32 protein-coding genes and 2 pseudogenes are annotated in these 26,076 nt (G+C 69.1%); 10 read left to right on the top strand and 24 right to left on the bottom strand.

The genetic code is table 11. The features are described from left to right. The first annotated feature begins 11 nt into the window (after positions 1-11). Positions 12-449: a cupin domain-containing protein gene (locus ACTXG6_RS09670; protein ID WP_445189963.1), complete on the top strand. Its 438-nt coding sequence runs from the start codon at positions 12-14 to the stop codon at positions 447-449. On the opposite strand, the gene ACTXG6_RS09665 is transcribed toward ACTXG6_RS09670, so the two are convergent. Next, a complete protein-coding gene (locus ACTXG6_RS09665; protein WP_445187417.1) occupies positions 343-1,155 on the bottom strand; it encodes an MBL fold metallo-hydrolase in 813 nt (270 codons plus the stop codon). The two genes, ACTXG6_RS09670 and ACTXG6_RS09665, sit on opposite strands and share 107 nt — an antisense overlap. Before the next feature lie 85 nt (positions 1,156-1,240). Beyond that, complete coding sequence (locus ACTXG6_RS09660; protein ID WP_445187416.1) at positions 1,241-2,173, bottom strand: quinone oxidoreductase family protein; 933 nt, start codon at positions 2,171-2,173, stop codon at positions 1,241-1,243. A gap of 292 nt (positions 2,174-2,465) precedes the next feature. Between ACTXG6_RS09660 and ACTXG6_RS09655 the strand changes: the two genes are divergently transcribed. Then, positions 2,466-3,047, top strand: a complete 582-nt coding sequence (locus ACTXG6_RS09655; RefSeq protein ID WP_445187415.1) for a TetR/AcrR family transcriptional regulator — start codon at positions 2,466-2,468, stop codon at positions 3,045-3,047. 60 nt (positions 3,048-3,107) lie between these two features. Here the strand turns inward: ACTXG6_RS09655 and ACTXG6_RS09650 are convergent, their stop codons facing one another. From ACTXG6_RS09650 to ACTXG6_RS09640, 3 genes are all read right to left on the bottom strand, one after another. Next, complete coding sequence (locus ACTXG6_RS09650; RefSeq protein WP_445187414.1) at positions 3,108-3,344, bottom strand: YncE family protein; 237 nt, start codon at positions 3,342-3,344, stop codon at positions 3,108-3,110. A 178-nt stretch (positions 3,345-3,522) separates the two neighbouring features. Beyond that, positions 3,523-4,131 carry a dihydrofolate reductase family protein gene (locus tag ACTXG6_RS09645; RefSeq protein ID WP_445187413.1) on the bottom strand — a complete coding sequence of 203 codons (609 nt, stop codon included), beginning with the start codon at positions 4,129-4,131 and terminating at the stop codon, positions 3,523-3,525. Positions 4,132-4,388: 257 nt separating this feature from the next. Beyond that, complete coding sequence (locus ACTXG6_RS09640; protein WP_445187412.1) at positions 4,389-4,544, bottom strand: hypothetical protein; 156 nt, start codon at positions 4,542-4,544, stop codon at positions 4,389-4,391. Between the two features lie 115 nt (positions 4,545-4,659). Between ACTXG6_RS09640 and ACTXG6_RS09635 the strand changes: the two genes are divergently transcribed. Further along, positions 4,660-5,013, top strand: coding sequence for an ArsR/SmtB family transcription factor (locus ACTXG6_RS09635; RefSeq protein WP_445187411.1), 354 nt, complete (start codon positions 4,660-4,662; stop codon positions 5,011-5,013). Positions 5,014-5,016: 3 nt separating this feature from the next. Beyond that, positions 5,017-5,502, top strand: coding sequence for an SRPBCC family protein (locus ACTXG6_RS09630; protein WP_445187410.1), 486 nt, complete (start codon positions 5,017-5,019; stop codon positions 5,500-5,502). A 114-nt stretch (positions 5,503-5,616) separates the two neighbouring features. On the opposite strand, the gene ACTXG6_RS09625 is transcribed toward ACTXG6_RS09630, so the two are convergent. Both ACTXG6_RS09625 and ACTXG6_RS09620 read right to left on the bottom strand, forming a co-directional pair. Then, entirely contained in the window at positions 5,617-6,162 is a 546-nt protein-coding gene (locus tag ACTXG6_RS09625) for a mismatch-specific DNA-glycosylase (protein ID WP_445187409.1), read from the bottom strand. 308 nt (positions 6,163-6,470) lie between these two features. Continuing rightward, positions 6,471-7,067 (bottom strand): hypothetical protein, encoded by a 597-nt coding sequence (locus tag ACTXG6_RS09620; protein ID WP_445187408.1) that lies wholly within the window; start codon positions 7,065-7,067, stop codon positions 6,471-6,473. A 455-nt stretch (positions 7,068-7,522) separates the two neighbouring features. Here ACTXG6_RS09620 and ACTXG6_RS09615 point away from each other — a divergent pair, with 455 nt between their 5' ends. Both ACTXG6_RS09615 and ACTXG6_RS09610 read left to right on the top strand, forming a co-directional pair. Next, positions 7,523-7,870, top strand: coding sequence for a nuclear transport factor 2 family protein (locus ACTXG6_RS09615; RefSeq protein WP_445187407.1), 348 nt, complete (start codon positions 7,523-7,525; stop codon positions 7,868-7,870). Positions 7,871-7,915: 45 nt separating this feature from the next. Then, positions 7,916-8,239 (top strand): hypothetical protein, encoded by a 324-nt coding sequence (locus tag ACTXG6_RS09610; RefSeq protein WP_445187406.1) that lies wholly within the window; start codon positions 7,916-7,918, stop codon positions 8,237-8,239. Between the two features lie 35 nt (positions 8,240-8,274). Here ACTXG6_RS09610 and ACTXG6_RS09605 read toward each other — a convergent pair whose 3' ends face one another. The 6 genes and pseudogenes from ACTXG6_RS09605 to ACTXG6_RS09580 all read right to left on the bottom strand — a co-directional run. Next, on the bottom strand, positions 8,275-10,635 hold the full coding sequence (locus ACTXG6_RS09605) for an FUSC family protein (RefSeq protein ID WP_445187405.1): 2,361 nt from the start codon (positions 10,633-10,635) through the stop codon (positions 8,275-8,277). After that, on the bottom strand, positions 10,628-10,777 hold the full coding sequence (locus ACTXG6_RS09600; RefSeq protein ID WP_445187404.1) for a hypothetical protein: 150 nt from the start codon (positions 10,775-10,777) through the stop codon (positions 10,628-10,630). The genes ACTXG6_RS09605 and ACTXG6_RS09600 overlap by 8 nt, the downstream gene beginning before the upstream one ends. Further along, positions 10,771-11,124 carry a hypothetical protein gene (locus ACTXG6_RS09595; protein ID WP_445187403.1) on the bottom strand — a complete coding sequence of 118 codons (354 nt, stop codon included), beginning with the start codon at positions 11,122-11,124 and terminating at the stop codon, positions 10,771-10,773. Before ACTXG6_RS09595 ends, ACTXG6_RS09600 begins: the two co-directional genes overlap by 7 nt. 33 nt (positions 11,125-11,157) lie before the next feature. Continuing rightward, entirely contained in the window at positions 11,158-11,637 is a 480-nt protein-coding gene (locus tag ACTXG6_RS09590) for a hypothetical protein (RefSeq protein WP_445187402.1), read from the bottom strand. A gap of 162 nt (positions 11,638-11,799) precedes the next feature. Further along, complete coding sequence (locus ACTXG6_RS09585) at positions 11,800-13,200, bottom strand: GAF domain-containing sensor histidine kinase (RefSeq protein ID WP_445187401.1); 1,401 nt, start codon at positions 13,198-13,200, stop codon at positions 11,800-11,802. A gap of 206 nt (positions 13,201-13,406) precedes the next feature. Beyond that, positions 13,407-13,622 (bottom strand): annotated as a pseudogene (locus ACTXG6_RS09580) (FAD-dependent oxidoreductase); the annotation flags it as partial. 5 nt (positions 13,623-13,627) lie between these two features. Here ACTXG6_RS09580 and ACTXG6_RS09575 point away from each other — a divergent pair. Then, a complete protein-coding gene (locus ACTXG6_RS09575) occupies positions 13,628-14,179 on the top strand; it encodes a TetR/AcrR family transcriptional regulator (RefSeq protein WP_445187400.1) in 552 nt (183 codons plus the stop codon). On the opposite strand, the gene ACTXG6_RS09570 is transcribed toward ACTXG6_RS09575, so the two are convergent. Continuing rightward, on the bottom strand, positions 14,134-14,772 hold the full coding sequence (locus ACTXG6_RS09570) for a TetR/AcrR family transcriptional regulator (RefSeq protein WP_445187399.1): 639 nt from the start codon (positions 14,770-14,772) through the stop codon (positions 14,134-14,136). The genes ACTXG6_RS09575 and ACTXG6_RS09570 overlap by 46 nt on opposite strands. Before the next feature lie 80 nt (positions 14,773-14,852). On the opposite strand from ACTXG6_RS09570, the gene ACTXG6_RS09565 reads away from it, so the two are divergent. Next, positions 14,853-15,746 (top strand): oxygenase MpaB family protein, encoded by an 894-nt coding sequence (locus ACTXG6_RS09565; RefSeq protein ID WP_445187398.1) that lies wholly within the window; start codon positions 14,853-14,855, stop codon positions 15,744-15,746. Further along, positions 15,743-17,065 carry a cytochrome P450 gene (locus ACTXG6_RS09560; protein ID WP_445187397.1) on the top strand — a complete coding sequence of 441 codons (1,323 nt, stop codon included), beginning with the start codon at positions 15,743-15,745 and terminating at the stop codon, positions 17,063-17,065. The genes ACTXG6_RS09565 and ACTXG6_RS09560 overlap by 4 nt, the downstream gene beginning before the upstream one ends. Here the strand turns inward: ACTXG6_RS09560 and ACTXG6_RS09555 are convergent. The 5 genes from ACTXG6_RS09555 to ACTXG6_RS09535 all read right to left on the bottom strand — a co-directional run bounded on the left by ACTXG6_RS09555 (position 17,055) and on the right by ACTXG6_RS09535 (position 21,481). Continuing rightward, complete coding sequence (locus tag ACTXG6_RS09555) at positions 17,055-17,657, bottom strand: flavodoxin family protein (protein ID WP_445187396.1); 603 nt, start codon at positions 17,655-17,657, stop codon at positions 17,055-17,057. The two genes, ACTXG6_RS09560 and ACTXG6_RS09555, sit on opposite strands and share 11 nt — an antisense overlap. A 68-nt stretch (positions 17,658-17,725) precedes the next feature. Beyond that, the gene (locus ACTXG6_RS09550) at positions 17,726-18,901 is read right to left on the bottom strand and encodes a VIT1/CCC1 transporter family protein (RefSeq protein ID WP_445187395.1); all 1,176 of its coding nucleotides are present in this window, start codon (positions 18,899-18,901) and stop codon (positions 17,726-17,728) included. Continuing rightward, the gene (locus ACTXG6_RS09545; protein ID WP_445187394.1) at positions 18,898-19,803 is read right to left on the bottom strand and encodes an NAD(P)-dependent oxidoreductase; all 906 of its coding nucleotides are present in this window, start codon (positions 19,801-19,803) and stop codon (positions 18,898-18,900) included. The genes ACTXG6_RS09550 and ACTXG6_RS09545 overlap by 4 nt, the downstream gene beginning before the upstream one ends. After that, positions 19,803-20,777 carry an aldo/keto reductase gene (locus ACTXG6_RS09540; RefSeq protein WP_445187393.1) on the bottom strand — a complete coding sequence of 325 codons (975 nt, stop codon included), beginning with the start codon at positions 20,775-20,777 and terminating at the stop codon, positions 19,803-19,805. The genes ACTXG6_RS09545 and ACTXG6_RS09540 overlap by 1 nt, the downstream gene beginning before the upstream one ends. Positions 20,778-20,875: 98 nt before the next feature. Continuing rightward, positions 20,876-21,481: a TetR/AcrR family transcriptional regulator gene (locus ACTXG6_RS09535; protein ID WP_445187392.1), complete on the bottom strand. Its 606-nt coding sequence runs from the start codon at positions 21,479-21,481 to the stop codon at positions 20,876-20,878. Positions 21,482-21,714: 233 nt separating this feature from the next. On the opposite strand from ACTXG6_RS09535, the gene ACTXG6_RS09530 reads away from it, so the two are divergent. Beyond that, a complete protein-coding gene (locus ACTXG6_RS09530; RefSeq protein WP_445187391.1) occupies positions 21,715-22,359 on the top strand; it encodes a response regulator in 645 nt (214 codons plus the stop codon). A gap of 20 nt (positions 22,360-22,379) precedes the next feature. Here the strand turns inward: ACTXG6_RS09530 and ACTXG6_RS09525 are convergent, their stop codons facing one another. From ACTXG6_RS09525 to ACTXG6_RS09505, 5 genes and pseudogenes are all read right to left on the bottom strand, one after another. Further along, entirely contained in the window at positions 22,380-22,781 is a 402-nt protein-coding gene (locus ACTXG6_RS09525; RefSeq protein WP_445187390.1) for a response regulator, read from the bottom strand. 95 nt (positions 22,782-22,876) lie between these two features. Next, positions 22,877-23,140: a hypothetical protein gene (locus tag ACTXG6_RS09520; protein WP_445187389.1), complete on the bottom strand. Its 264-nt coding sequence runs from the start codon at positions 23,138-23,140 to the stop codon at positions 22,877-22,879. 33 nt (positions 23,141-23,173) lie between these two features. Further along, entirely contained in the window at positions 23,174-24,091 is a 918-nt protein-coding gene (locus tag ACTXG6_RS09515; protein WP_445187388.1) for an NAD(P)-dependent oxidoreductase, read from the bottom strand. 152 nt (positions 24,092-24,243) lie between these two features. Further along, positions 24,244-24,489 (bottom strand): annotated as a pseudogene (locus ACTXG6_RS09510) (WhiB family transcriptional regulator); the annotation flags it as partial. Positions 24,490-24,603: 114 nt separating this feature from the next. After that, positions 24,604-26,058 carry a catalase gene (locus ACTXG6_RS09505; RefSeq protein ID WP_445187387.1) on the bottom strand — a complete coding sequence of 485 codons (1,455 nt, stop codon included), beginning with the start codon at positions 26,056-26,058 and terminating at the stop codon, positions 24,604-24,606. Positions 26,059-26,076 lie beyond the last annotated feature (18 nt).

Genomic DNA, 26,076 nt, shown 5'->3' with positions numbered 1-26,076 from the left:
ACGCCGAAGCGATGGTGGTCCAGGTCACTCTGCCGCCGGGCAGCGAGGGCTCTCCGCCGCACCGCCACACCGGTCCCGCGTTCGGCTACGTGATCAAAGGCGAGATGATCTTCGAGCTGGAGGGCGAACCACAGCGGGTCGTCAAGACCGGAGAGACATTCTGGGAACCGGGCGGCGACGTCATCCACTACCAGGACGGCAACAACCTCCCGGACGCCGAGTCCGCGTTCGTCGTCACCATTTTCGGTGTGGCCGGACAACCGATGCTCATTCCGGTGAGCGCGGAGGAACTTGCCCAACGCAAGAACCGCCGGGCACCACGGCTGAACACCGGCACGCGGCTCAGCCCACCGCCGGGATGGTCCAGTCCCCGGGCTCCGCCAGCTGCAGCAGGTGTGCCAGGCCGGCGTCGTCGAACGCCGCGACGATCTCGTCAGCCCCCTCGCTGAAGTGCGCCCAGCTGTCGTAGTGGGCCGGGATGACTGCCGCGACGCCGAGCACCGCCGCGGCGGCCGCGGCGCGCTGGCTGGTCAACGTCAGCGGCCGGCCCCGCTCCTTGGCGGGCACCCGGGCGGCACCGACGAAGAGCACAGCCACGTCGATGGGCCCGATCCGTCGTGCCACGTCGGCTACGGCGGCGATCGAGGCGTTGTCGCCGCTGAGGTACACCGTCGGGATGCCAGCTCCGGAGACCACGAACCCGGTGACCTCGCAGTTGACGTTGCCGTCCTCGTCACGCTGCCCGTCGTCCGGACCGTGCACAGCTGGCACAGCCCGCACTGTCAGCTGCCCGATACCGTCGCCGCGCGGCACATCGAGCGTCTCCCAGGTCGCCAGACCGACCGCGGGCGAGCCCAGACGTGCCGCTGCGCGCGGCCCGGACAGCAGGCACGGCGCCGCAAGAGCGAATCGCCGACCCGACTCGTCCAGATTGTCCGGGTGCAGGTCATGGCTCACCAGGACGACATCCACCGGACCGAGCTCGTCCTGCGACACCGCCGGACCACGCGTCTTCGTCAGGTAGCCCTTGTCCCCCGGCGGATCGAAGGTCGGGTCCATCACCAGTCGCGTGCCCGCGATGTCGAGGACTGTCGTCGGCCCGCCGAGAACGCCGATCCCGAACTCGAGCCGATCCCCGCTGACCCGACCTGCCATACCCGCACTCCTCCTACCGATCCCGTGCTGACGCTCAGCACCGACACTCCGACCGTCACCGGAGCGGAGTGGAATCGCTCCGGCGTCAGAGCCGGGTGTCGAGCAGTAGTTTGCCGGTAGTGCCCCGCGACTCGATGTCGATGTGGGCCTGCTTCGCCTCGCCGAGCGGGTAGCGCCGGCTGATATCGATCCGCAGCTTCCTGGCCCGGACCTTGTCGAACAGGTCCTTGGAGTGCTCGAGCAACAGCTCCCGGGTGGGGATGTGGTCCGAGAACACGGCGTAGGAGATCCGGATGCTCCTCGGCAGGTCGAACATCCTCACTGTGGGGATGTCGCCGATCAGCGGTCCGTACCAGACATGCGTGCCGACCCGGCGGAGCACCTCGATCGACGGCCAGAAGGTACTGGCCCCGCCGCCGTCGAAGACGGCGTGGACACCCTCGCCGCCGGTCAGGTCCTTGACCCGGCCGATGAAGTCACCGGCGGAGGAGATCAGCACCTCGTCGGCACCCGCGGCCTTCGCAACCGAGACCTTCTCCTCTCGGGAGACCAGGCCGAGCACCCGGGCGCCGCGGAGCTTGAGCAGCTGGGTGAGCATCCGCCCGACGCCACCGGCGGCGGCGTGCACGAGCGCGGTCTCGCCCTCGGCCAGCGGGGCGACCTCGGTGACGAAATGGTGAGCTGTGAGGCCCTGCATCATCGTCGCGGCGGCGACGTCACTGGGGATGTCGTCGGGCACCGGGACCGCGGCCGCGGCCGGGACAACCGCGCGTTCGGCGTAGCTCCCGTAAACAAAGACCCAGGCCACCCGGTCGCCAACCTCGAACTCGGTGACACCCGTGCCGACGGCGGCGACCCGGCCGGCCGCCTCTACCCCTGGGATGAAGGGGATGCGGCCATGGACGGCGCCGCCGGTGCGGGTGGCGGTGTCCATGAAGTTGACGCCCGCGTACTCGACGTCGACGAGCAGCTCACTGGGGCCCGGCACCGGGTCGGGCCACTCCCTCAGCTGGAGCACTTCCGATCCGCCTAGCTGTTCGATCACCACAGCACGCATGTGTTGGTCCTCCGATCATCGGACTTCTGGGGAACGCACGGGTGAAAGTTCGCCCTCAAGTCGTTGGCCATGGGCGCGAAGGTAGACAGCTATTTTTGGACTGGCAAGTCTGGAAAACACCTTCTGTGGCACACCCGATGGGAGAGCGTAGAACGCAAGTGCGCTCGAAACGCCTGCTGTTCGGGAGGACCGGGATAACCGATCGTCGAGCTTTCTGGACCTCGTGTACCAAAATCTTGGTAAGCTCGAGGACGTGGCGTTGACGACGAAGGGCCGGGCTACTCGACAACGCATCATCGACGGGGCGTCCATCCACCTGCGTAGCGACGCCCCCGGGGACATGACGTTGGACGACATCCGGGCGATCACCGGCACCAGCAAGGGACAGCTGTTTCACTACTTCCCGGGCGGCAAGGAGGAACTCCTGCTCGCCGTCGCGCGGTTCGAGGCAGACAAGGTCATCACCGACCAGCAACCGCATCTTGGCGCGCTCACCTCGTGGGCCGCCTGGGAGCGCTGGCGGGACGCGGTGGTGGCGCGCTACCGCGCGGAGGGGGCGAGTTGCCCGCTCGGTAGCCTGATGAACCAGGTCGGCGCTACCCCCGGCGCAGCCGAGGTGGTGACGTCGCTACTGGGCCAGTGGCAGGGACACATTCGCCGCGGTATCACCACGATGCAGGCACAGGGTGCCGTCGATCCCGCGCTCGACCCCGACCGCGCCGCGGCGGCGTTCATAGCCGGCATCCAGGGAGGTGTGCAGATGCTCCGCTCGACCGGGAGCACCGCGCACCTCGAGGCGGTCATCGATCTCCTCATCGAGCACCTGCGTCGCTGAGCGTGGCGAGCAGAACGGGTTCTAGCGCGGCCTGTCGGTCATCGGACGGCATCGCGGTACTCATGGCCCCTGGACAACGCTCACGGTGTTATTGCCCTGATTGGCTACGTAGATCTGGCTCCCCGAACCCACCGCCACCCCGAACGGTTTTGGCCCGACCGGAATGGTCGCGATCACCGCGCTGATCGTCGGGTCGATCACGGTGACCGTGCCGGCGTCGGCGTTGGTGACATAGATACGGCGGTTGTACGCCGCTATCGCGGAGGGACGCCCGCCGGCCGAAATGGTTTTGGTCAATATGTTGCACCCGGGGGCGATCACCGCTGGGCGGAGCGACCTCCCTACGGGCCCCACACTCGCCACCGCGGGACACTCTGTCCGCTCGATGAGTTGGACGGCCATGGTGGACCTCCTCACCGACGCCGTGGTGAGGGTGACGAGCAAACCCGCCGAGTAAGAGATCAGAACTTCGGCCCTAGCCAATGGCGCCGTAGGTCGGTTCGCCGGCGGTCTCGTAGGCCAGGTGGAGCATGCCGTTGGAATAGCTGACCGATTCGATCAGTCGCAGCGCGGTGGGAGGGACCCCGTCCTCGAACACCTTCTTGCCGGTGCCGAGCACGAGTGGGTCGACCCACAGATCCAGCCGGTCGACGAGTCCGGAGCGCAGCAGCGACTGCACCAGGTTGAGGCTGCCGATGACGTGCACCTCCTCGTGGCGGTCCTTCAGAGCGGCGACACTCACGTCGACGGGCTGAGCGAGGAGCGTCGAGCCCTGCCAGGTCAGCGGCTCGGTGAGCGTTCGGCTCGCCACGTACTTGGGAACACCGTTCAGCAGTCCGGTGAACGGCATCTCCTCGGGAGCGGTCGGCCAGTAGCCGGCGAACACGTCGTAGGTCCGGCGACCGAGCAGCAGGGCGTCCATCGACTGGGCTCCCTCGAACATGACTTTGCCCGCCTCGGGGTCCCGGAACGGCGCGTGCCATCCGCCATAGCTGAAGCCACCGTCGCGATCCTCGTCAGGCTGTCCCCCCGACTGCGCCACCCCGTCCAGGGTCATGAACTCGGCAACGATCAACTTGCCCACCGTGGTTCCTCCTCGGTGCGGCTGTCGGTCAGTTCAGACTCCGACGAGGCTCGAAACTCATCGCCGACGGGCGTCAGCGGTCGGTGCTGGTCCGGAGGCGAGCTAGGACCTGGCCTCAGAACTCTGTGATCGAGACCAGTCGCCGCAGGTTCAGCCTGCGTAAGGCCTACAGCACCAGCGCGTTGCGGACGCTGGCAGCGCAGCGGCGCCGAGGTCCAATCCACGGACACGGTTCGCCCCGCCGGCGTTCGTGGTCGTCACCGCCACCCGGTGCGGACCAGCCACGCCCCGGACCGGCTCGGCGTCGACGCGTAGTGGCCGAAGAACAGCTGGGCGACGAGCTCGCCGCGAGAGCCGGTCCCGGACTTCTCGAAGCTCGACTTCAGGTGGTCCTGCACGGTGTAGGCCGACACGTGCAGGCGCTGGGGATCGTGTTCGACGACCCCCTGAGCGCCGCGTAACCGATTTCCCGAGATTCCGGAACCGACCTCTTGACAACGTACAACCGATTGGTTGTATATTTGTCCTGTGAGCGCGAGCGACGAGGACCGGGCCGACGCCCTGTTCCACGCGCTCGCCGACCGGACCCGGCGCGACATCCTGCGCAGGGTGCTGGCCGGGGAGCATTCGGTCTCCGCTCTCGCGGCGAAGTACGACATGAGCTTCGCGGCAGTGCAGAAGCACGTCGCCGTCCTGGAGAAGGCCGGCCTGCTCACCAAGCGGCGTAACGGTCGCGAGCAATTGGCCAGCGGCGACGTCACGGCGGTGCGGTCGGTGGCGTCGATGCTCACCGAGCTGGAACAGGTCTGGCGTGGCCGCATCGCGCGCATCGACGAGCTGATCGCATTCGACATCGTTACCCACCCCGACCAGGAGGACTGAACAATGCCTGTCACCGACGTCAAGCACGACCTGGACACCCGGACCCTGACCATCACCGCCGAGTTCGCCGCGCCAGCGGAACGCATCTGGCAGGTCTACGCAGACCCGCGCCAGCTGGAGAAGGTCTGGGGTCCGCCGAGCTACCCAGCGACGTTCGTCGAGCACGACCTCACCCCCGGCGGTCGGATGAACTACTTCATGACCGGTCCGGAGGGTGAGAAGTTCGCCGGATATTGGAAGATCACGGCCGTCGACGAACCGAGGAGCTTCTCGTTCGAGGACGGGTTCGCCGACCTGGATTTCAACCCGAACCCGGAGATGCCGGTCTCGACGAACGTCTTCACCTTCACCGAGCACGACGGCCGCACGCACGCGACCTACGTGGCCACGTACGACACCGCGGAAGGGCTGCAGAAGGTGCTGGAGATGGGTGTCGTCGAGGGCGCAAGTACCGCGATCAACCAGATCGACGAGCTCGTCGCCTCCTGAGGTGACGAGACCGCGGCGGCCGGACTCACCGGGGCACAGCCGGTCAGGATACGGCCGTCTCCCCCGAAACCCTTCAGGTCGGGATGCCCAGGCGGCCCGTCCTTTCCATCGTAATCAAGACCTGGCCACCTCTCGCAGACGGCTGTACTCCGCGACCAGTGCGGGGAGGGACCAGCGGCGGTTGAGTCCGCTGGGATTGGGCAGAACCCACACGCGTGCCTCGGCGATGCGCAGGTCCTGGGGGCCGAAGGTCGCCTTGGGCAGCGCGAAAGCGATGCGGAACGCGGTGACGCCGAGGAAGGCGATCCACCCGGGGTGGGTACGGGTCGCGAGGTCGATCAGTCGAGGCACCCCGCCGCTCAGTTCGGCGGCACCCAGTTCGTCGGCTCGCGCGGTTGACCGGGTGACGAGCTTGGTGATTCCGTATCCGAGCGCCGCGAATTCGCGGTGCTCGGTCGGAGCCAGCAGGCGCGGAGTGAAACCTGCGCCGTGCAGGGTCGGCCAGAAGCGGTTGCCCGCCCGAGCGAAGTGTTGCCCGGTGGAGACCGTCAGCATGGGTGCGTTCACACCGCAGAACAGCACCGACAGCGGTAGGTCGGCGGGCCCGGGAAGCAGGTCCGGGATGTCCGCGCCGCCGTCAGGTCCCGCGTTGATAGCCACACCCCCGAGCATCGGTGCCAGCGTATTGCCGGACCAACCGGAAGCAGCCGCGGCTCATCCGAGGGATACCAGCAATCGGCCTGGCCCTCGGTTGCTGATGTTGGGTTGAAACGGGATGCGCTGGTCGGGAATCGACAACCGCGGGTAGCGGGACGCTAGGCGTTCGACGACGATCGCGCTTCCAGCCGCGCGAGGTTTGCCCCCAGGCAGGGCGATCGAGCTGGTCCGGATGGTCGACGGTGGCCTCAGCACAGCTGAGGCACCCGCGGCCGGCACCACTGGTGCGCCGCCAAGCGCGCCCGGCCGGATCAGCGCGCGGAACGCGATCGCGCCCAGGGCGCTACCCGGTCCCGATCGAGCAGGTCGGGGCGGGCCAACGAGCCGAGCATCAGGTCCACCGAGGTCGCGGCATCCCGGGTCAGGGCATAACACTGCTGGGCCGAGCGGCACTCGGCCGGCGCCAGCCGCTGCGCCGCCGCGACGATCTGCGGGGCGGCCACGCGCACCTGCACGTTGTCCATCCCGGGGCGACGCAGCGCCAGCCCGGCGGCCTCGACGAGCCGCCCCACGTTCGACAACTGCTCGCCGAGCCAGTCCCACGGCGACTCGCGCACCGGGTTCGCCCAGTGCCGCTCGCTCGGCTCCACGCCGGCGAAGCGCGGATGGAAGTGCGCGGCGTCGAACCCGCCCGCGGTGGCGTCCAGCCGGTCGAACAGGTCGGCACGCCACGCGGGTTGGTCGATCACGTACTGCTGCGAGGCCGACTCGGTTCCCCGGTGCGGCTGCCCGGCCAACAGCCGCAGCTCCACCCGCGCTCCGTGTTCCAGGTGGCTGTCCGCCAGGTCGATCTCGAACCAGTGCCGGACCAGGACCGCGACCTCGTCGAACACGAACGCCTGCAACACCGACGACCCCTCTCAGCCCCGCCCCGCGGGCGCTCCGGCACTGGTGATCGAACCCCTCGCCGCGGCGCAGAGGTAAGCCCGACATGCCCAGAGTAATGCCACACGGTGATCAGCTGACCGGCCTGATCATGCGTCCCGCCCGACGGCCGCCGGTGGACTGTCGGTCTGGCCGGCCCCCCGGTGCCGTGCCAGAAATCCCCAGTAGGACAGCAGCTCGTTGGACGGGCTCCGTATCGTCCAGTTCACGCCGCCGGGCTCCGGGTGCTCGATCACGTTCGTATCGGACTCACCACGGCCGCCCCTAACTCGGCGGGGTGCTATCCAGCGCCCGCGCCGACACCCCGTCCTGGCCGAGGTCGGATCCGGCGTGGGTTGCACCGGGTGGAGTCTCGACAAGGACCCGAAGAGCGGGCCACGCTGGCCATCCTGTGCCCGGAAACCGATCGGAGACGGCGATGACACGGACCCCGCAAGAGATTTTTGAGCACCACGCGGGCGCGCTGATCAGCGGTGACATCGACGAGATCGTCGCCGATTACACCGACGACGCGCTGTTCATCACCCCCACAGGAGTGCGGCACGGCCGGGACGGCGTGCGTGAGGGCTTCACCGCGCTGCTGGCCGACGTGCCCAACGCAAAGTGGGACGTGCCGACTCAGATCTTCGCCGGCGACGTCTTGTTCATCGAGTGGAGCGCGGTGTCCGCCTCCACCCAGGTCTCGGACGGGGTCGACACGTTCGTCTTCGACGGCGACGGCATCCGTGTGCAGACAGTGCGCTACACCTTAGATACAACCGGCTAGATTCCCGCGGCCAGGCGCGATCCCACAGCGCAAGGAAGCACCACCATGTTCTCGCCGCAGATCCGATCGACCCAACAGTCGGCTGGGTCGATCGACGACATACAAGCCGCCGAGCGCTGGGCGAGCCTCCGGCAAACACTGGGGGCACGCTGCTGGCCCCAGACCAGCCTGACGCCGCCATCCGGAAGCGAGCGCGCCCGTCTACACGAGGCTGCCCAACGCGCGCTGAGTGTGTACCCCGGGCCGGTCGGCCAACTGGTTCACCGCGAGATTCACGCGTTCCTCGACTTCGGCCACCGGTTCGCCCAAACCAACTTGATCACCCGACTGGCCGAGGACATATTGACGAGCGCCGACGAGGAAGAATAGGTGCCCGCCTGTAGCCCTCGCCCGCGGCGCCGCGGCTACGGCGGCGAGGCCTTCACCGACGGCTCGTCCCGAAGACCGACGGCGTCGTCCCCGCGCCGGTCGGTGTCGTAGTCGGCGAGCTCCATACGCAGCGCGGCGGCCAGCCGGGCCAGGGCGCCGTCGAGCATCGTCAGGTCGGACACCACGTTCGACAGGGGGGACGACCGAAGGCGCAGGTCGTCGAGCACGAATGCGACGAGGGCCGAGGACCGTACGTAGCGGCCCCGCTCGCCGGTCGCCAGGTGGTGCCCGATCTCGTCGACCGATCTCCGTAGCTGTTCGCTCGCCGCCCACAACGGCCCGATGTCCGCCCGCGGCAGGATCTCCCCGTCGGCCTCGGCCTCCTCGGCCTGCGCGGCGAGCGATCGCGCGTACTGCCGGACCGCCGAGCTCACGCACAGCACCTCGGTGAGCTGGCTGTGGTTGCGGCCGAAAGTGGCGCCTCGCAACGGCGTGGCGGTGGCGACCAGCGCGGCGTAGGCGGCGTCGACGTCGCGGACCAGCGGCCGCAGCGGTTCGCGCCGCCCGTCGAGCCGGACGAAGACGGCCTCGAGCAGCCGGCGCAGGGCACAGATCCAGAGCAGCATCCCGGTGGTGAGCACCCGCTGCGGGCGCAGCGGCACGATGAGCAGCACGGTGACCACGACGGCCGCGACGCCGATGGCCGTCTCGGCGAGCCGCAGCAGGAGCAGCTGCCAGCTGAACTCCTCCAGCTGGACGTACAGCTGCGCCACCGTCACGGTGATCGCGATTGCCATGAACGTGTAGTTGATCCGAATCAGGTAGATCCCGAAGAACATCGCCACCACGACGGTTGCCACCGAGGGCAAGTAGCTGCCGCCGGTGAGGTGGACGAGCAGAGCGCCCACCACGATGCCGATAGCGGTGCCGCCGACCCGGAACAAGGCGCGCCGCACCTGCTCGGCGGAGTTGGTGGCCGCGACGAAGGCGAGGAAGGTTGCCAGCACCGCCCAGTACAGCCGCGGACCGGACAGGGCATCCCCCGCGACGACGGCGAGCGTGCCGGCGACGGCGACCTGGATGGTGGCACGCACGTAGGGCGGCATCGTCGCGCGGTCGAGCAGGCCGCGCCCCCGCGAGGTCGAGGCCTCGGCGCTGACCGGCGTTGAGCCGGGCAACCAGCCGTTGACCAGCTTGACCGCCGGGGTGAAGTCACCGCCCGCGGCCGCCGCGACCTCGTCGTCGCGAACCGGGCGGGTGACCTGGTCGCGGGCCTGCGCACAGAGCTCCACCGAGGCGGCCAGCCGGGAGACCAGCACGCTCGCGCGGCACCGGGCCGGCATCGCGGTCCGCAGCGCGGCGACCGCGCGGGACACCGAGGGCGGGTCACCGTCGAGCAGGGCGGACAACGCGGCGGCCGCGGCGCGGCGCACGGCGGGCGGCGCGCCGCTCGTGGCCAGCGCCGAGGCGAAGCGCGCGGAATTCGACACCGCCAGCTCGGCGTCGAACAGCCGCTGCGCCTCGACCACCGCCGTGCGCGGCCGGACCTCGGCCAACTCCGCGTCAATCATGAGCGTGGTCTCGTTGAGCCGAACCAGCTGGCGGCGCATCCGTTCCTCCAGCCTCCGGATACCGCGCTCGTCCTCCTCGCCGAGCACACCCACGCTCAACGCGAGCAGCCGGCGGGCCCGCGCCACCTGCGACCGGCGCATCCGCGCCAGGGTCCGCTCCGGGGGGCGGGAGAAGGCGAACCGCATCACCTGCGCCGCGAGCACCCCGAGCCCGAGTTCGGCGGCGATCCAGCCGGTGTCGCCCAGGCCGAGATCGGTGTGCAGGAGGAACCCGAGGAAGGCGCCGATGAACGCGCCCATGCCGGCGCCGAACCCACCGGGACCGAAGCGGCGGACATACACCGCAAGGGCCATCACCCCAACGAGGAAGGCCAACGACGGCACCCGGTAGGGCCCGACCAGCAACCCGAGAGCCATGGCGGCCACCATCGGCAGCGCCACGAGCAGCATCGAGCGCACCTGGCAGCGCAGGGTGCGGTCGTAGACCGACAAGCCAGCCATCATCGCGGCCAAGCCCCCGCACAGCAGCGAGACGACGAGCAGCTCATGGTTGGTCGCCGACAGGACCGGTTCGGCCGAGCTGCCGGCGGGCAGCTGCAGCGCGCCGGTCAGTCGGACGAACAGATAGACCAGCACCAGGGCGACGCCGATGCCGAGCACCACCTGCAGCGCCGTCCGCAGCTGGGTGAGCCCGGGGTCAGCGCCGACAAGCCGGTCGGCGGCGTCCCTGAACGAGGCCCTCGGGGTGGGCGCCCGGGGAGGCTGGGTGAGCTCGTCATCGGCCGTCCTCGCCAGCCCGGCCGGCTCCGCTCGGCCGTCACGCACCGCCGACGCCCTTCGCCGCGTACGCCGGTGTCCGATCCAGGAAACCTGACCCACCGGGCAGGAACCCGGTGGTGATGGGTGAGGCCGGCAACGCACCGGCGCAGCGCCGGCGCGCCGTCCTCGGCCGTGCGACCGTCACCATGCCCGGGTGCTTCCGTTCTCCCGAGGGTCCCATCCGACCGGGTGAGGATCGCTCCGGCGGGCCGGAGGTGCCGGTGCCGGCACCGGCAACTCGCGGGATTTCGAACCATCGCCCGCGTTGAGCGCCCGGAAGGCGAATCCGGCGACCACGGCGGCGAGGAATTCGGCCACGGAGAAAACAAACACCGCCGGCCAGCCGACCAGGGCGATGAACCCGCCATCGACGCCGACAGCCGGATTGAACACGCCACCGGCGATCCCGCCCACCGCCACCGCGGCGGTCAGGACGGTAAATCCGACCACCAGCCGAGGAAAGGAGTTGTTCGGATGACGCTTACGCGTGGCCATGCTAGGCACCACCATTGACGATCGTCCGCACCATCAGCGCGGCGAGCGGGCGACGCCGGTCCCCGCCGCCGGCTTCGACTTCCCCACAAGCCTGTCCGTTCGGCTCAACTCTTCGACGATGAACCCCAGGCCGATGCCCAGCATCCACGCGTCCTGCGCCAACGCCAGCCCCTGCTCGGTCGGGCGCAGGCTGCCCTTTTGCCGCATCCCCGGCGTGCGGAGGTACATCCCGAGCAGGCCGGCCGAGAAAGCGGTCAGACCCACTCCGGCAACGCCGGCGGGCACGAACGGCAACAGCAACGCCGCACCGAGCGTGACCTCCCCGTAGGCGACCAGTTTCGTGAACGTTCGAGCGTCCAGGCGTTTCATCAACGGGTAGGCGCTGCTGGCGAAGCTGTGCAGCCGCGCAGCGGCTTGCTCGTCGGCGGCTCGCTTGCCCAATCCGGCGTCGAGGACGATCGCGCCCACCGCGAGGCGACTCGGCCAGTGGTGGATCTTGAGCCGAAATGCCATCTTGTGCTCCAAACTCGATCTTGCGTGAAAGCCCGGCGCAGCGCGCCCCGTCGCCTACACCCCACGATCGCGTCTAGCCACGGCCAGGTCTGCCCGGCAGGCCGCCAATCCCAGTTCCGGCTAGCTGGAAGGTGAACCGGAAGCGGATGGACGCCGGCGGCGTCAGTGAGGGCGCGGGGTGCTCCGCCTACAGCTCGTCCTTCGGCCATCCAGATGGCCTGGAGCTCGAGGTCCCATTGCCCCAGCTATCCCCGGGGATGGGAAGTGCGGCGCGGACCGCTGTGCCGTGCCCTGCCGGGCTTTCGATTTGATTCTTCCGCCGAGGGCCTCGACCCGGTCTCTGAGGCCGACCAGACCGCTCCCGCCGCTCAGGTCCGCACCGCCGCAGCCGTCGTCGCGGACCTCCACGCACAGAACGGTCCCGCCGTCGGCCTCGTCGGCGTGGACCGTGACGTGCATCGTCGAGGCACGGGCATGCTTGGCCGCGTTGGTCAGTGCCTCGGAAACCACGTAGTAGGCGGCAATCTCGACCTGCTCGGGCAGCCGGCGTTCGACGCCGAGATCCAAGTCGACGTGGACGGCCGAGCGGCGGGCACGTGTGCGCAGCGCGGGACGCAGCCCGCCGGTGGCGAGACCGGAGGGGTGGATGCCCCGAGCGAGTTCACGCAGGTCGTCGAGCGCGCTGATCACCTCGGTGGCCACCTCGTCCAGCTGGGCCTCGAGCTCGTCAGCCCCGGGCGGCAGCGCCGCCAGCACGGGGCCGCGCAGCTGCCGCGCCAGCAGGACAAGCCGTTGTTGGGCGCCGTCGTGCAGATCCCGCTCGATGCGCCGCCGGGCGCTGTCCCCGGCGGCCACGATGCGCGCGCGGGACGCGGCGACCGCGGCCTGGGCCTCGGTGTTGGCCACGGCGGTGGCGACCAGCTCGGTGAACCCGGCCAGCCGCTCCTCGGTGTCCGCCGGCAACCGATCCTCGGTGCCCTCCGGCGGCGGCCGCCCACCCGTGGACGCCACGGTCATCACACCCCACAGCTGGCCCGCGGCTCCCTGGGCTACCAGCGTCGCTACCCGACGCAATGCCGCCTGTTCCTCAGCAAACCCACGCAACTCCACCCGCGCCTGCGCGTTGGCGATCGCGGTTGCAACCAGCTCGGCGAACGCGGCCAACCGGGCCTCGGTGTCCCCCGCCGGCGGCCGCTGGTGCGCGGACGCCGCCACCAAGGCTCCCCACATCCGGCCTTCGACACGGATCGGCACCCCGACCATGCAGCGGATGCCGAACCGGTCGTCGACGGCGGCACAGGGGCCGGAGGCGGCGGCGTAGTCGTCGACCCGCGCCGGCCCGCCCGACTCGAACATGAGGGTATGAATGCCCCCGCCCAGCGGGATCCTGGATGGTTGGTGCTGCCCAGCGTGCGATGTCGGCAAGGCTGTGGTCCCAGTCGCGGGTGGCGATGTGGGCGATGTAGCCGTCGGGTCTGACCAGTATCTGCGTGTCCTCGGCGATGCCGTAGGTCTGCGCGAGTGCCGCGTCGGCGTCCTTGGCACTGTCAGTGATGCGGCCATCGTTCGTCGAGTTCAACCCCAGCGGCTCTCGATCATGGTGCGCGGCCGGCTGTGGTTGAACTCGGCGAAGTTCGCGGCCCGGCGCCGCCCCCTGTTGCGTATACCTACGCAGAGCTGAGCGGTCAGTCCGTGGACTGTGCGGCGACCACTTCACCCTCCGCCTTGGCCTTGGCGGCCGAGGTGCGCGCCCAGTGGGGGTAGTCACCACCGGCGGCGAATGCCTCGTCGGCGACGCCGAGATCGTCGAACACCTCCAGCGTGCGCGGTTGTATGCCCTTCGCGCGGGAGCCGGGGAAGGTGCCCGGCGCTCGGTCCACCAGCCGGACCCGCACGCCGCGGCGGGTTAGGTCGAGAGCGAGGGTGAGACCGACGGGCCCGGCGCCGACGACGAGAACGTCGGTGTCGTACGGGCGGTTGATCATGGGCGATGCCTTTGGTCGACGCCGCCCTCGCTCTGGTCGACGAGGTCGGGGCGCGGGAGTTCAGCATGCGCGCGCTCGCGGACCGGCTGGGTTCCAGTACCGCGACCCTGTACCGCCGCGTCAGCGGCAAGGACGAAATTCTCACCTACGTCGCCGATCGGGTACTCGGCGAGGTGGCCACCATTGCCAGGACACGGGGAGCAGCGCCGTCCTGGGATGCCGTGATCATCGCCGGAGCCGAGTCACTGTTCGAGGTGCTGCGGGCCCACCCGAAGGCGGTCGTGCTGTTCCTGGGACACGTCCCCGCTGGACCGAACGCGCTCCTCGAGCGACGACGACCTCAGTGCGCTGTACCGGTCCCTGGATCCGCAACACTTCCCGGCCACCGTATCCGCCGCCGATTCGTTGCCCCGCCCGCTGGCGGACGAGTTGCATTTCGGGCTCAACCTGATCCTGCGCGGAGTCCGACAGATTCAGGGCGAAGCGTAGGGCGACGAGGTGAACTGGCAGCTCACTGTCCGTTCGGGGCCGGTACGTGCAGCAGCGGGACCAGATAGGCGCGGGCGAACGTGCGCAGGTCGTCCTCGCTGTCCAGTGGGATGTGGCCGCGCGGCGCAAGCATGATCGACGTGGCCAGCCGGAAGATCAGCTCGGCGGCGGCGTCCGGGTCGCCCTTGATCGGCGGGCCCGGGGAGCGGCGCAGCTGCTCGGCGAGGAAGCCCCGGCCGACGCCGAGCGCGATGTCCGAGTGCGTGGTGAAGTACGGCAGCACCGTCTCCGGCTCGGCCTCCAGCAACCGGAGCAGGAGCCCGTCGGTGCGTGCCCTGGTGATGCCCAGGACGAACGCCTCGACCAGTCGGTCCTCCACCGTGGGCAACTTCTCGACCGCCCGGACCAGCTCGGTCAGGTGCGCGCGGGACTGGCGTAGCGCGACCGCGCGGGCCAGCTCGCGCTTGTTGCCGAACCGGCGGTACAGCGTTGAGCGGGCCAGCCTGGCGCGCTCGGCCACGTTCTCCATGCTGGTTCGGCGCAGTCCGTACGCGCTGAACTCCGCCAATGCCGCGTCCAGCAGCCGCGCGGTGATCCGCTCCTCCTCGTCGGCGGAGCCCGCTCCGTCGGGCAGGGGTACGGGATCGGCCGGTGGCGACATGGTGGCGGTCAGCTTAGGCGGCTTGGTCGGCACCCCAGTTGAGCCTTGCGCTTGAGACACAAATAGAAGATTATGTCTCTATGTCCTCACCGTTGCCCAGTGCCGGCTCGGCCAGCGCACGCACCCACGCCGTCCAGCCCTTCGGCCCGGACTCGTTGATCTGGCGTTACCTCGGCGACCTGCGCAACGCCTTGGGTGGCCGCGCGGCGACCACCCTTCAGGTGATGCACCCGGCCATCGGCGCCGCCGTGTCCGACCCGGAGCTGTCGGTGTTCTTCACCGAGCCGATCGCCCGGCTCCGCAGGTCCGGCCCCCTGATCATGGGCGTGGTCTACAACGGACCAGGTGCGCACCACAGCGCCGACACACTGCGCGACATGCACCTGCAGATCAAGGGCACGATCACCGGCGGCACCAAGGACGGGAAGCACTTCCACGCGCTGGACCCGGAGATCTTCTACTGGGCACACGCCACGTTCGTCTACGCGCTGTTCGCCACCATCGACGCCTTCCACGACCCGCTGACCACCGCGCAGCGCGACCAGCTCTACGCCGAGTGCCGGCACTGGTACCGGCTCTACGGACTCAGCGAACGGCCGATGCCGCCGGACTACCCGAGCTTCGTCGCCTACGTGGACCGGATGTGCGCCACCGAGCTGGAGCCCACCGAGACCGCCCTGCGCGGCAAGGCCATGTTCGGCGACCCGAAGACCATCCCGCAGGACGAGATACCGGGCTGGCTGTGGCGGCTGCTCACCCCGCTGCCGATCCGGTTCCACACCTTCCTGTCCCGTGGCCTGATGCCGCCGCTCATCCGGGAGAAGATGAACTACTCCTGGACGGCCACCGACGAACGCCGGTTCCGCGTGGTGGCGCGGGTGATCCGGACCGTGCTGCCCCGGCTGCCCGCCCGGCTCCGGTACAACCCGGTGGCGTTCGCCGCGTTCGAGCGTGAGGGATGGCCGACCTCGTGACAGGCTCGGAGATCGACCGGATGGCGCGCGCCGATCCGAACGGACCTGGTATCGGACACCTCGCGTTCTGGGCGCAACCCGAGGAGCAGCGGGCCGACGAGTTCGCCCGGCTGCGTGCGCTACCCGGGCTCCAGTTCGTCCCGTTCGGGCGGCCGGTGCCGTTCCAGCGCGGCCAGGCCGGCATCCACGCCGTGGTCCGGCATGCCGACGTGGTCGAGGCCAGCCGCAAGCCGAAGCTGTTCAGCAGCGAGCCGGCGGCCAACATGGTGATCGACATGCCGCCCTGGCTGGCGGTCTACTTCGACTCCATGATCAATATGGACGACCCCCGGCACAGCACCATCCGCAAGGTGGTGGCCCGCGCGTTCTCGCCCAAGCTGCTGGCCAAGCTGGAGGACGATCTGCGGGCGAGCGCGCGGCGCATCGTGGACGACGTGGTCTCCAGTGGCGGCGGCGACTTCGTCGCGCAGGTCGCGGCCCGGCTGCCCATCGAGGTCATCTGCGACATGATGGGCATCCCGGCCCGGCACCACGACATGGTGCAGCGCCACACCAACACCATCCTCGGCTTCAACGACCCGGAATTCACCGGGATCAGCCGCGACTACCTGCTCCGCCACGGCGCGCCCGCTCCCTGGCACATCGCGCGGATCACCCTGCGGCTGCTGGCCGCCGGCCGCGAGCTGACCGGACTCGTCCGCAAGCTGGGCCAGGAACGCATCCAACACCCCGGGTCGGACCTGATCTCCGCGCTGGTCAACGCCAACCCGGACGGCGAACGGCTCAGCCCGCGCGAGGTCGGCACCTTCTTCATCCTGCTCGTGGTGGCCGGCAACGAGACCACCCGCACCGTGCTCGCCCACGCGTTGCGGCTGTTCACCGAACACCCCGACCAGCGGGAGCTGCTGCTGACCGACTTCGACGGGCGCATCGCCGGTGCCATCGAGGAGATCGTCCGCCATGTCAGCCCGGTCGTGCAGTTCCGCCGGACAGTGACCCAGGACTGCGAGCTGGGTGGGCAGCCGCTGCACACCGGGGACAAGCTGCTGCTGTTCTACAACTCGGCCAACCGGGACGAAAAGGTGTTCGCCGACCCGGACCGGTTCGACATCACCCGCTCACCCAACCCGCATGTCGGGTTCGGCGGCCCCGGCCCGCACTACTGCCTTGGCGCCAACCTGGCCCGCCGGGAGATCACCGTCATGCTGCGCGAACTGTTCACCCGGGTGCCGGACATCCGCACCGCGGGTGAACCCGAACCCCTGCTCTCCTTCTTCCTCAACGGCATCAAACGCATGCCGTTCACCATCAGCGCCTAGCGGTCAGACACCCCGCGACGAAGACGGCGGCGGTCTCGGCCACTCGGCGTCCGAGGTGTTCGGCGGTAGCGATGTCGGCCTTGTGGACCGCTTCATGGCCTTCGTCGGCATTGGTCTGAGCGGCGGCGCCCAGGTTGAAGCCGAGCCGGTTCAGGTCGTTCTCGGAGCCCTGCGAGCTGTTCCAACCCGGCAACAGGCCGAGGTTGACCCAGTGCATGCCGTGTTGAGCCGCGAGCACGGTGAAGAACTGCAGGGTGTGCGACTTGTCGCCGCTCTTGGCAGCGGAGTTGGTGAACCCGGCAGCGATCTTGTCTCGCCAGGTACCGGGCAGGAAGCGCGCCGAGGTGGCCTCGGCGAAGACGTGGAAAGCTCCGGAGGCCGTTCCCATATACGTGGGTGAGCCGAAGATGATCGCGTCCGAGGCATCCAATATGGACCATTGCGTGTCGGTGATCTCGTTCACCTTGATCAGGTGCACGACCGCACCGGCCTCGGCGGCGCCCGCACCGACCGCTTCCGCGAGCACCGCGGTGTGGCCGAAGCCGGAGTGATATGCGATGGAGACAACGGGGCTGCCGACGGTTGCTTGCATTTCAGGAGTCCTTTCACCGGTGGGTCGGGGTGGGGTGCGGTCGCCGGGTTGGCGACCGCACCGGCCGGCTAGGCGCCGATCAGGTGGCCGATCCCGAACACCAACAAGGCGGCCGCCGCGCCGATGAGCAGTTGTCGGATGCCGGCCCGCATGGGGTTTCGGCCATTGAGCAGGCCGATCGTCGCGCCCACCGCGAACAGCGCCAGGCAGGCCAGCGCGATCGCGGCCACCAGCGCGGCAAGACCGGAGCCGAACAGGTAGGGAATCACCACCACGACCGCGCCGAGGGTGAAGGCCAGCAGGCTGGAGAACGCGGCCGACCAGGGCGAGCCGAGCTCGTCCGGGTCGAGCCCGAGTTCCTCGCGGGCCATGGTGTCCAGCGCCGCATCCTGGTCTTTCATGATGGTCCCGGCGATCCGTTCGGCCTCTTCGGCGTCCAGGCCCTTGGCCCGGTAGATCAGCGCGAGTTCCTCGGCCTCGGCGGCTGGGTCCTCGCGCAGTTCCTCGGCTTCCAGGCTGATCTCGCGCTGGTACGCCTCCCGCTGGCTGCGCATCGAGATGTATTCGCCGGCTGCCATGGAGAACGCCCCGGCGAGCAGCCCGGCCAGTCCGGCGAACAGGATGACCGTGTGCGCCGCCCCGGAGCCGGCGAAGCCCATCACCAGCGAGGTGTTGGACACCAGGCCGTCGTTGACGCCGAACACCGCGGCCCGCAACGCACCGGAACGGTCTCCGCGGTGCCAGCGCTCCCGCCGGATGATCCCTTTGGGATCACCGTCGTAGCCGCCCCCGTGGCTGCCGTGGTCGGCGCCTCGGTGACGCAGCCGGGTGAGGACCCTGGCGTGGGACCGCTCGTCCACGGCCATCGCGGCCGTAGCATCCGGGTCGTCCTGGTAGAGACCTGCGTCGGCGCGCTCCACGCGCTCCACGTAGGGCAGTACGGCATCGGCGGAGAACCGGCGGGCCAGCCAGGACAGCATCCGGGTGCGCGGGTCGGGCCGGCCCGCACCCGGTACGGGTTCGCCCAGCTCGGTGAGCTTGCCCGCCCAGTGCGCGGCGTGCTTGTGCTCCACCGCGGCAAGTTCGGTGAAGATCTCCCGCCGCTGGCCGGTGGCGCCCTCGGCCAGCCCGGTGTAGAGCGCGGCGCTGCGCCGTTCGCCGGCCAACAGGTCACGGAACCGGCGGGCCGCTGACGGGTCGGGCCGACTCGGTCGGGTAGCCCTGGGTGGACTGCCGCTGCTCACCTCGACACCCCCTCGTTCCGCACGGCCACCGCGGTGATGGCTGAGGCGACGTCGTCGTGACCGTGGCCGGATGCCACGGCTTGCTTCCAGCGGGCCAGCAGCGCCTCGGTGAGAGGCAGTTCCAGCCCGTGGTCGTGCGCGGCGGTCGCGGCGAGCGCGGCGTCCTTCGCGGCGTGTTCGAGCGGAAAGCCCGGGGCGAACTGGGCATCCAGCATGGCGTTCGCCTTGTCCGTGGCATACGGCGAGGCCAGCGGTAGGCCAGCGACAGTCGTGACGAACAGGTGCGGGTCCAACCCGAGCACGCCGCTGAGGGTGATGGTTTCGGCCATGCCCTCGACGAGTACCGCCAGCCAGTTGTTGAGTGCGAGCTTGAGCCGGGTGCCGTCCCCGGCACGCTCCAGCCACAGGGTCTTGCGCCCGAGAACGTCAAACATGTGCTCCAGGCGGGCGCGGGACGACCCGGCCCCGGAGGCCAGAATGAGCAGCTGCCCCTCCTCGGCCGGTCGCGAGCTGCCCGACACCGGTGCGTCGACGAACGCCACGCCGTGGCTGGCCGCCAGACTGGCGAGCCGGTCCGACCAGTCCACCCCGACGGTGCTCATCTGCACCCACACCGCATCCGGCCCGAGCGCGGCCAGCGCGCCGTCCGGCCCGGTCATCACCTGTTCCACCGCCGCGCCGTCGGTGAGCATGGTGATCAGCACGTCGATCCCGGCCGCGGCGGCCGCCGGGGAGGGCACGCGAAGTGCTCCGTCGGCGGCCAACGCCTCGGCCTTGGCCGGGTCGCGGTTCCAGACCCGTACCGCCAGCCCCGCGCGGCAGAGGTTGCGGGCTATCGGGGTACCCATGGTCCCGGTGCCCAACACGGCGACGCGTTGGGAGGTCGTCTTCGCGGTGGCCATCACACGCTCTCCGGGGACGGGCCGGCGGCCGGCGTGGCGGCGGCCATGATGGCGTCGATCTCGGCCAGGTCGCCGGTGCTGAGGGAGACGTCCGCGGCGGCCAGGCTGTCCTGGATGTGGTCGGCTCGCCGGGCACCGACGATGGCCACGTGCACGGCGGGGTGCGCCAGGGTCCAGGCGATGGCCAGCTGGCTGACCGTCAGACCACGGTCGGCGGCGAACTTCTCCAGCGCGGCCACCACGGCCAGGTTGTCCCGGTAGCCCTCGCCGGTGAACACCGGGCTGGTGGCCCGCCAGTCATCGCCGGCGAATCTGGTGTTCTCGCTCATCGTCCCGGTGAGCAGTCCGTGTGCCAGCGGGCCGTAGACCAGTACGCCGATGTTGTGCTCCCGGGTGTAGGGCAGCACCTCGTCCTCGATGTCACGACGGAACAGGTGGTACGGCGGCTGCAGGGCCTCCACCGGCAGGGTCGCGGCGAACTCGGCCAGCTGCGCGGCGTCGAAGTTGGACACTCCGACGTGTCGGATCTTGCCCGCCGCGACCAGCTCGGCCAGCGCGCCCGCCGTCTCGGCCGCCGGAACCCTCGGGTCTGGCCAGTGCACCTGGTAGAGGTCGATGTAATCGACGTCCAACGCCCGCAGGCTGGCGTCCACGCCCTCGCGCAGCCACCGGGGGCTCGCGTCCCGCACCAGCCCACCGTCGGTCATCCGCAACCCACCCTTGGTGGCGATCACCAGCTCGTCCCGGTTGCGGTTGAGCTCGCCTCGCAGCGCCCCGCCGAGCAACCGCTCGGAGGCACCGAAGCCGTAGGCCTGCGCGGTGTCGAAGAAGTTGACACCCAGATCGAAGGCGCGCCGGATCGCCGTGATGGCCACGGCCTCGTCGAAGCGGCCCCAATCGCCGCCCAGCTGCCAGGTGCCGAACGCGATGCGGGAGACCCGCAATCCGGTGCGGCCCAAAATTGTGGTGTCCATGTCCTCGGTTTTCCCTGATTAGAAACTGAACGTCTAGTTTCTATTCAGGGTAGCGCCGGGCCAGTCCCACAGTCCTGGGCCGACCGGTGACGTCGCTCTCAGCAGGCAAGCCCACCCATAGCTACGGCCACGATGGCGTCCGCGGCCGTGTCGTCCAGCGGTGCGTGACCCGCGACCAATCGGTACATAGCCGGCCCGAAGACCAGGTCGATCGCGACTTCGGGGTCCACATCGGACCGCAGCTCACCACGTGCCACACCGCGGTCCCAGATCGTCCGCACCAACCGCCGCCGAGAGCCCACCAGCCGATCACGCAGCTCGGCCGCGACCTGCGAGTCGAACTGAGCCTCGCCGACCAGCTGGGCGAACACCCGACCACTCGGGCTGGCGTAGAACCGCATCATGCCCCGCAGGGCGCGGCGGAAGTCCTCGGGCGCCGAACCGGTATCGGGGTCGGCCGACTCGGCCGACATCGCCGACAGGAAGGCCTCGATGGCCACCGCGTACTTGTTCGGCCACCACTTGTAGATCGTCGCCTTGCTCGCCCCACTGCGCTTGGCGATCCCCTCGGTCGTCATCGCCCGCACACCGACCTCGAGCATCAACTCGGAGGTCGCCCGCAGCACCGCAACCCGGGACTCCTCACTACGCGGGCGACCCGGACGCGCCCGAGGTTGGTCGGCCTTGCTCTCACGAACGGTCATCCGTCACTCCCAGTCATAAATACTGAACGTTCAGTTTATAACTAAGTGACGGATCAAGGAAGCGGATCAGTAGAATCGGAAAAGCCGCGCCGACACCGGCGCAGGAATGCCGCTCGCACCGACTATCCGGGCGATCAGAGAGGTTCTCCGGTCAACTACCGAGGAGAGACCATAGGCGGCGCGCTCGACCGCACGACGGTAACTGATAATACTGTCATGACGATGGAGCCACAATGCGCGTGATCCTCGCCGAAGACGACGTCTTGCTCCGGGAGGGTTTGGGCAGCCTGCTCGAGCGCTCAGGTTGCGAGGTTGTCGGTTCGACCGGCGATGCCTCAATGCTGCCGCAACTGGTCCGGGACACAGCACCCGATGTTGTGGTGGTCGATGTCCGAATGCCGCCGACTCACACGACGGAGGGCCTGCAGGCGGCTCGGGAGATTCGGGAAGAGTTTCCCGAGACTGCGATCCTGGTCCTATCGGCGCACATCGAGGTCGAGCACGCGATGGAACTGCTGGCGAGCGGCAAGGGCATCGGCTACCAGCTCAAAAGCCGAGTCACCGATGTGAACGAGTTCGTCGATACCCTCCACCGCGTCGCGCAGGGCGGTTCGGTGTTGGACCCCGCGCTGGTGCGGGAGTTGGTGACCGCGAACCGGCGCAGTGACCCGCTTGCCGTGCTCAGCACGCGGGAGCAGGAGGTGCTGGCGCTGATGGCGGAGGGGCGCTCTAACGCCGGTATCGCCCACAGGCTATGGATTACTGAGGGAACCGTCGAGAAGCACGTCCGTAGCGTCCTGGCCAAGCTGGACTTGCCGGAGACCGAAGACGATCATCGCCGGATCCTCGCGGTGCTCACTTTCCTCGAGACTCGATGACCGGGCCTTGCCCGTCGCCGTCATCCCGGTAGGCCGAGCAGGTCCCGGATGGCGCGCGCGGACAGCGTGGTCTTGGGCAAGAAGCCGATCGCGGGGCTCGCCGAGATGAGGTCGGCGTAGTCCTCCTCGGCGTGGGTCGAGATGATGACCAGCCGCGAGTCAGCCAGGCTGACCTCGCCATGAAGTCGCCGCACCAGGTCGAAACCACTTTGGTCGCCGAGATGGATGTCCACCAGCGTGACGTCCGGCCGGAGCTGCGCGGCGCGCTGAAGCGCCTCCGCGGCGTTCGACGCCACACCTACAACCGTGATCCCTTCACGCTCGAGCAAGACACGGGCAGCGTCCAGGAAGCGAGGGTTGTCGTCGACGATAAGACAGCGAAGCACTACTCCAGCATCACATGCCGCTCCGCGGGGCCGCATTCCAGCTAGCGCAACCCTTGCCTCGCCCGTCGCCACTGGCCGCCTGGAGTTGGCGCTTGACTCGGGCCGTCTCGACCACGCCACCGGAGACTCCTTCACCCGCGCATGAATCCACGGACGCTTACGCTCGTGTCCGCGCTGGGCATGAAGTTACCCTCCCGGCCGTCCGGAAGTCGGATGACCAGCCCATACGGGCTCATCTCGTACATGGCCCGGTCCAGCTCGCCCCGGCCATCGCGATCGACTTGTCCAGCCCAGATCAGGCCGTCGTCAGGGTCCGCTCCTGATCGCAAGTCCACGATCACCTCGATCTCACCACGGACGGTGACGATCGTTGCTGGCCCGTTGTAGTTGGCCATGTCCACCGCTTCCAAGACCATGTGTGTGTATGCCTACTGACCGCTGGTGGTAGCTGAGGCGGTGACAGCTGAGGCGGTGATAGCCGAGGCGACGTCGTCCTCGCCGTGGCCCAGCGCGATGGCCTGCTGCCACCGACCCAGCAGCGCGGCTGTGAGCGGGAGCTCCAGTCCGTGGTTGTAGGCGGCGTCGGCGGCGAGCGCGGCATCCTTCGCCGCGTGCCGCAGTGGGAAGCCGGGCGCGAAGTCGGTCTCGAGCATGGCGTTGCCCTTGTTGGTCGCGTACACCGAGGCGAGGGGAAGACCGGCCATGGTCTCCACGAACAGGTGCGGATCCAGGCCCAGCGCGCTGCTCAGGGTGAGGGTCTCCGCCATTCCTTCGACCAGCACCGCGAGCCAGTTGTTGAGCGCGAGCTTGAGCCGGCTGCCGTCACCGACGCGCGGCAACCAGAGGGTCTGGCGCCCGAGGACGTCGAAGAGCGGATCCAGCCGTGGCCGCTCATGGTCGGCGCCGGAGGCGAGGATGAGTAGCTGGCCGTCCTCAGCCGGCTGGGAGCTGCCCGATACCGGGGCGTCGACGAACGTGACGCCGCGACCGGCCGCCAGATCGACCAGGTGGTCGGACCACTCAACCCCGACCGTGCTCATCTGGATCCAGACCGCGTCCGGGCCGAGCGCCGCGAGCGCACCACCGGCCCCGGCCATCACCTCCCGCACGGCGGCGCCGTCGGCGAGCATGGTGATCACCACGTCGACACCGGCCACGGCGGCCGCCGGCGACGGCGCCAGGAGCGCCCCGTCGCCGGTCAACCCCTCGGCTTTGGCGGGGGTGCGGTTCCAGACCCGTACCTGGTACCCGGCGCGGAGCAGGTTCCGGGCGATCGGGCCCCCCATCGTCCCCGTGCCGAGGACAGCGACAGTGCGGACGGCGACGATGTCTGATTGGGCGGTCATTGCACACTCTCCGGGGAGGGGCCGGGAACGACCCACAGCAGTGGACTTCATGATCCTGTGTTCCGCACTGGAGATTCCCTGGATTCGTCCCTCGTCCCGTGCGGCTGTACCCCAGCGGGGACGCCGGCACCGGTGCGGACCGAAATCAGGCAGGTGCGGGTGCGGACCGTCCGGTACAGCTGATGGAGCTGGTATCGCTCGGCCTCGCTGAGCCCGCCCCACACCCCGGCACGTTGGCCGGTGTCCAGTGCCCAGGCCAGGCATTCGCCGATGACCGGGCAGCGGTGGCAGACGGTTTTGGCGTCGGCCAGCTGGTCGAGAGCTGGCCCGGTACTGCCGACGGGAAAGAACAGCTCGGGGTCTTCGGCGCGACAGGCCGCGCGATCTCGCCAGTCCATGTCGATCACTTCCGTTCAGGTGGTCCTGGCCGGGGGCGGACGTCGTACGGCCGCGGTCCCGGTCTGTGGGGGCCGGTGCCCGCTCCCCCAGGAGCGGGCACCGGCCGTGGGAACTCAGCCGCCGTTGCGGACGGCGTCCTCGATGCGGTCACCGAGCGCCTTGTCGATGTTCTTCCAGTACTCGAAGGCGCGGAGCAGGACGGGCTCGGACACCCCGCCGAGCAGATGCCCGGCGACGTTGCTGACCAGCCGTGCCCGGGCGGCGTCGTCCAACACCTCACGGACCATCACACCGGCCTGGCTGTAGTCGTCGTCGTCCTTGCGCAGGGTGTACGCGGAGCGGACCATGTCGCCGTCGGAGTGCCAGAGCACCTCGTTGGTGCGCGACGGGTCAGCCTTCGGGCCACCGTAGGAGTTCGGCGCGTACACCGGATCGGAGGCATTGACAGTGCGCCCGACACCGTCCTTGGAGTAGCTGTGCACCTCAACCTTGGGCCGGTTCACCGGGATCTGCTTGTAGTTGACCCCAAGCCTCGCGCGGTGCGCATCGGCGTAGGAGAACCCACGGGCCAGCAGCATCTTGTCCGGGCTCAGGCCCGTACCGGGGACCTGGTTGTTCGGCTCGAACGCGGCCTGCTCGATCTCGGTGTGGTAGTCGGTGGCGTTGCGGTCGAGCGTGAGCCGGCCGACGTCGATCAGCGGGTAGTCGCCGTGCGGCCAGGTCTTGGTCAGGTCGAACGGGTTGATGTGGTAAGTCTTGGCGTCCTCGAACGGCATGATCTGCATCTTCAACGTCCAGCTGGGGAAGTTCCCGGCTTCGATCGAGCTGTACAGATCACGCTGGTGGTAGTCACCATCCACGCCCGCCAGCCGATCGGCCTCGGCCTGGGGCAGGAACTCGATGCCCTGATCGGTGATGAAGTGGTACTTCACCCAGAAGATCTCGCGGTCCGCGTTAATCCAGCTGTAGGTGTGGCTGGAGTAGCCGTTCATGTGCCGCCAGGACTTCGGGATGCCCCGGTCCCCCATCAACCAGGACAGCATGTGCGCCGACTCCGGCACCAGGGTCCAGAAGTCCCACTGCATGTCGTTGTCGCGCAGGTTGGTGGCCAACCGGCGCTTCTGGGAGCGGATGAAGTGCTGGAACTTGATGCCGTCCCGGATGAAGAACATCGGGCAGTTGTTCCCGACGATGTCCAGGTTGCCCTCAGAGGTGTAGAACCGCAGCGCGAAACCACGCGGATCCCGCCACGTGTCAGGGCTGCCCCGCTCTCCCGCCACTGTCGAGAAGCGGGACAGTGTCTCGGTCTTGGCCCCGGGCTGGAACACTGCCGCGTTGGTGTAGGCGCTCACATCGCCCGTCACCTCAAAATGGCCGAACGCACCGCCCCCCTTGGCGTGCGGCTGACGCTCCGGGATCCGCTCCCGGTTGAAGTTCGCCATCTGCTCGATCAGGTAATGGTCCTGCAGCAAGATCGGGCCATCAGGGCCCACAGTCAGCGAGAGCTCATCACTCGCCACCGGGATACCGGCGTCCGTCGTCGTCGGCTTGGGTTGCGTACTGGTCATGCTCGTGTCTCCTCGGTG

This window comes from Pseudonocardia sp. Cha107L01 (genome assembly GCF_052566575.1).
This window is presented reverse-complemented; position numbering and strand designations above follow the sequence as displayed.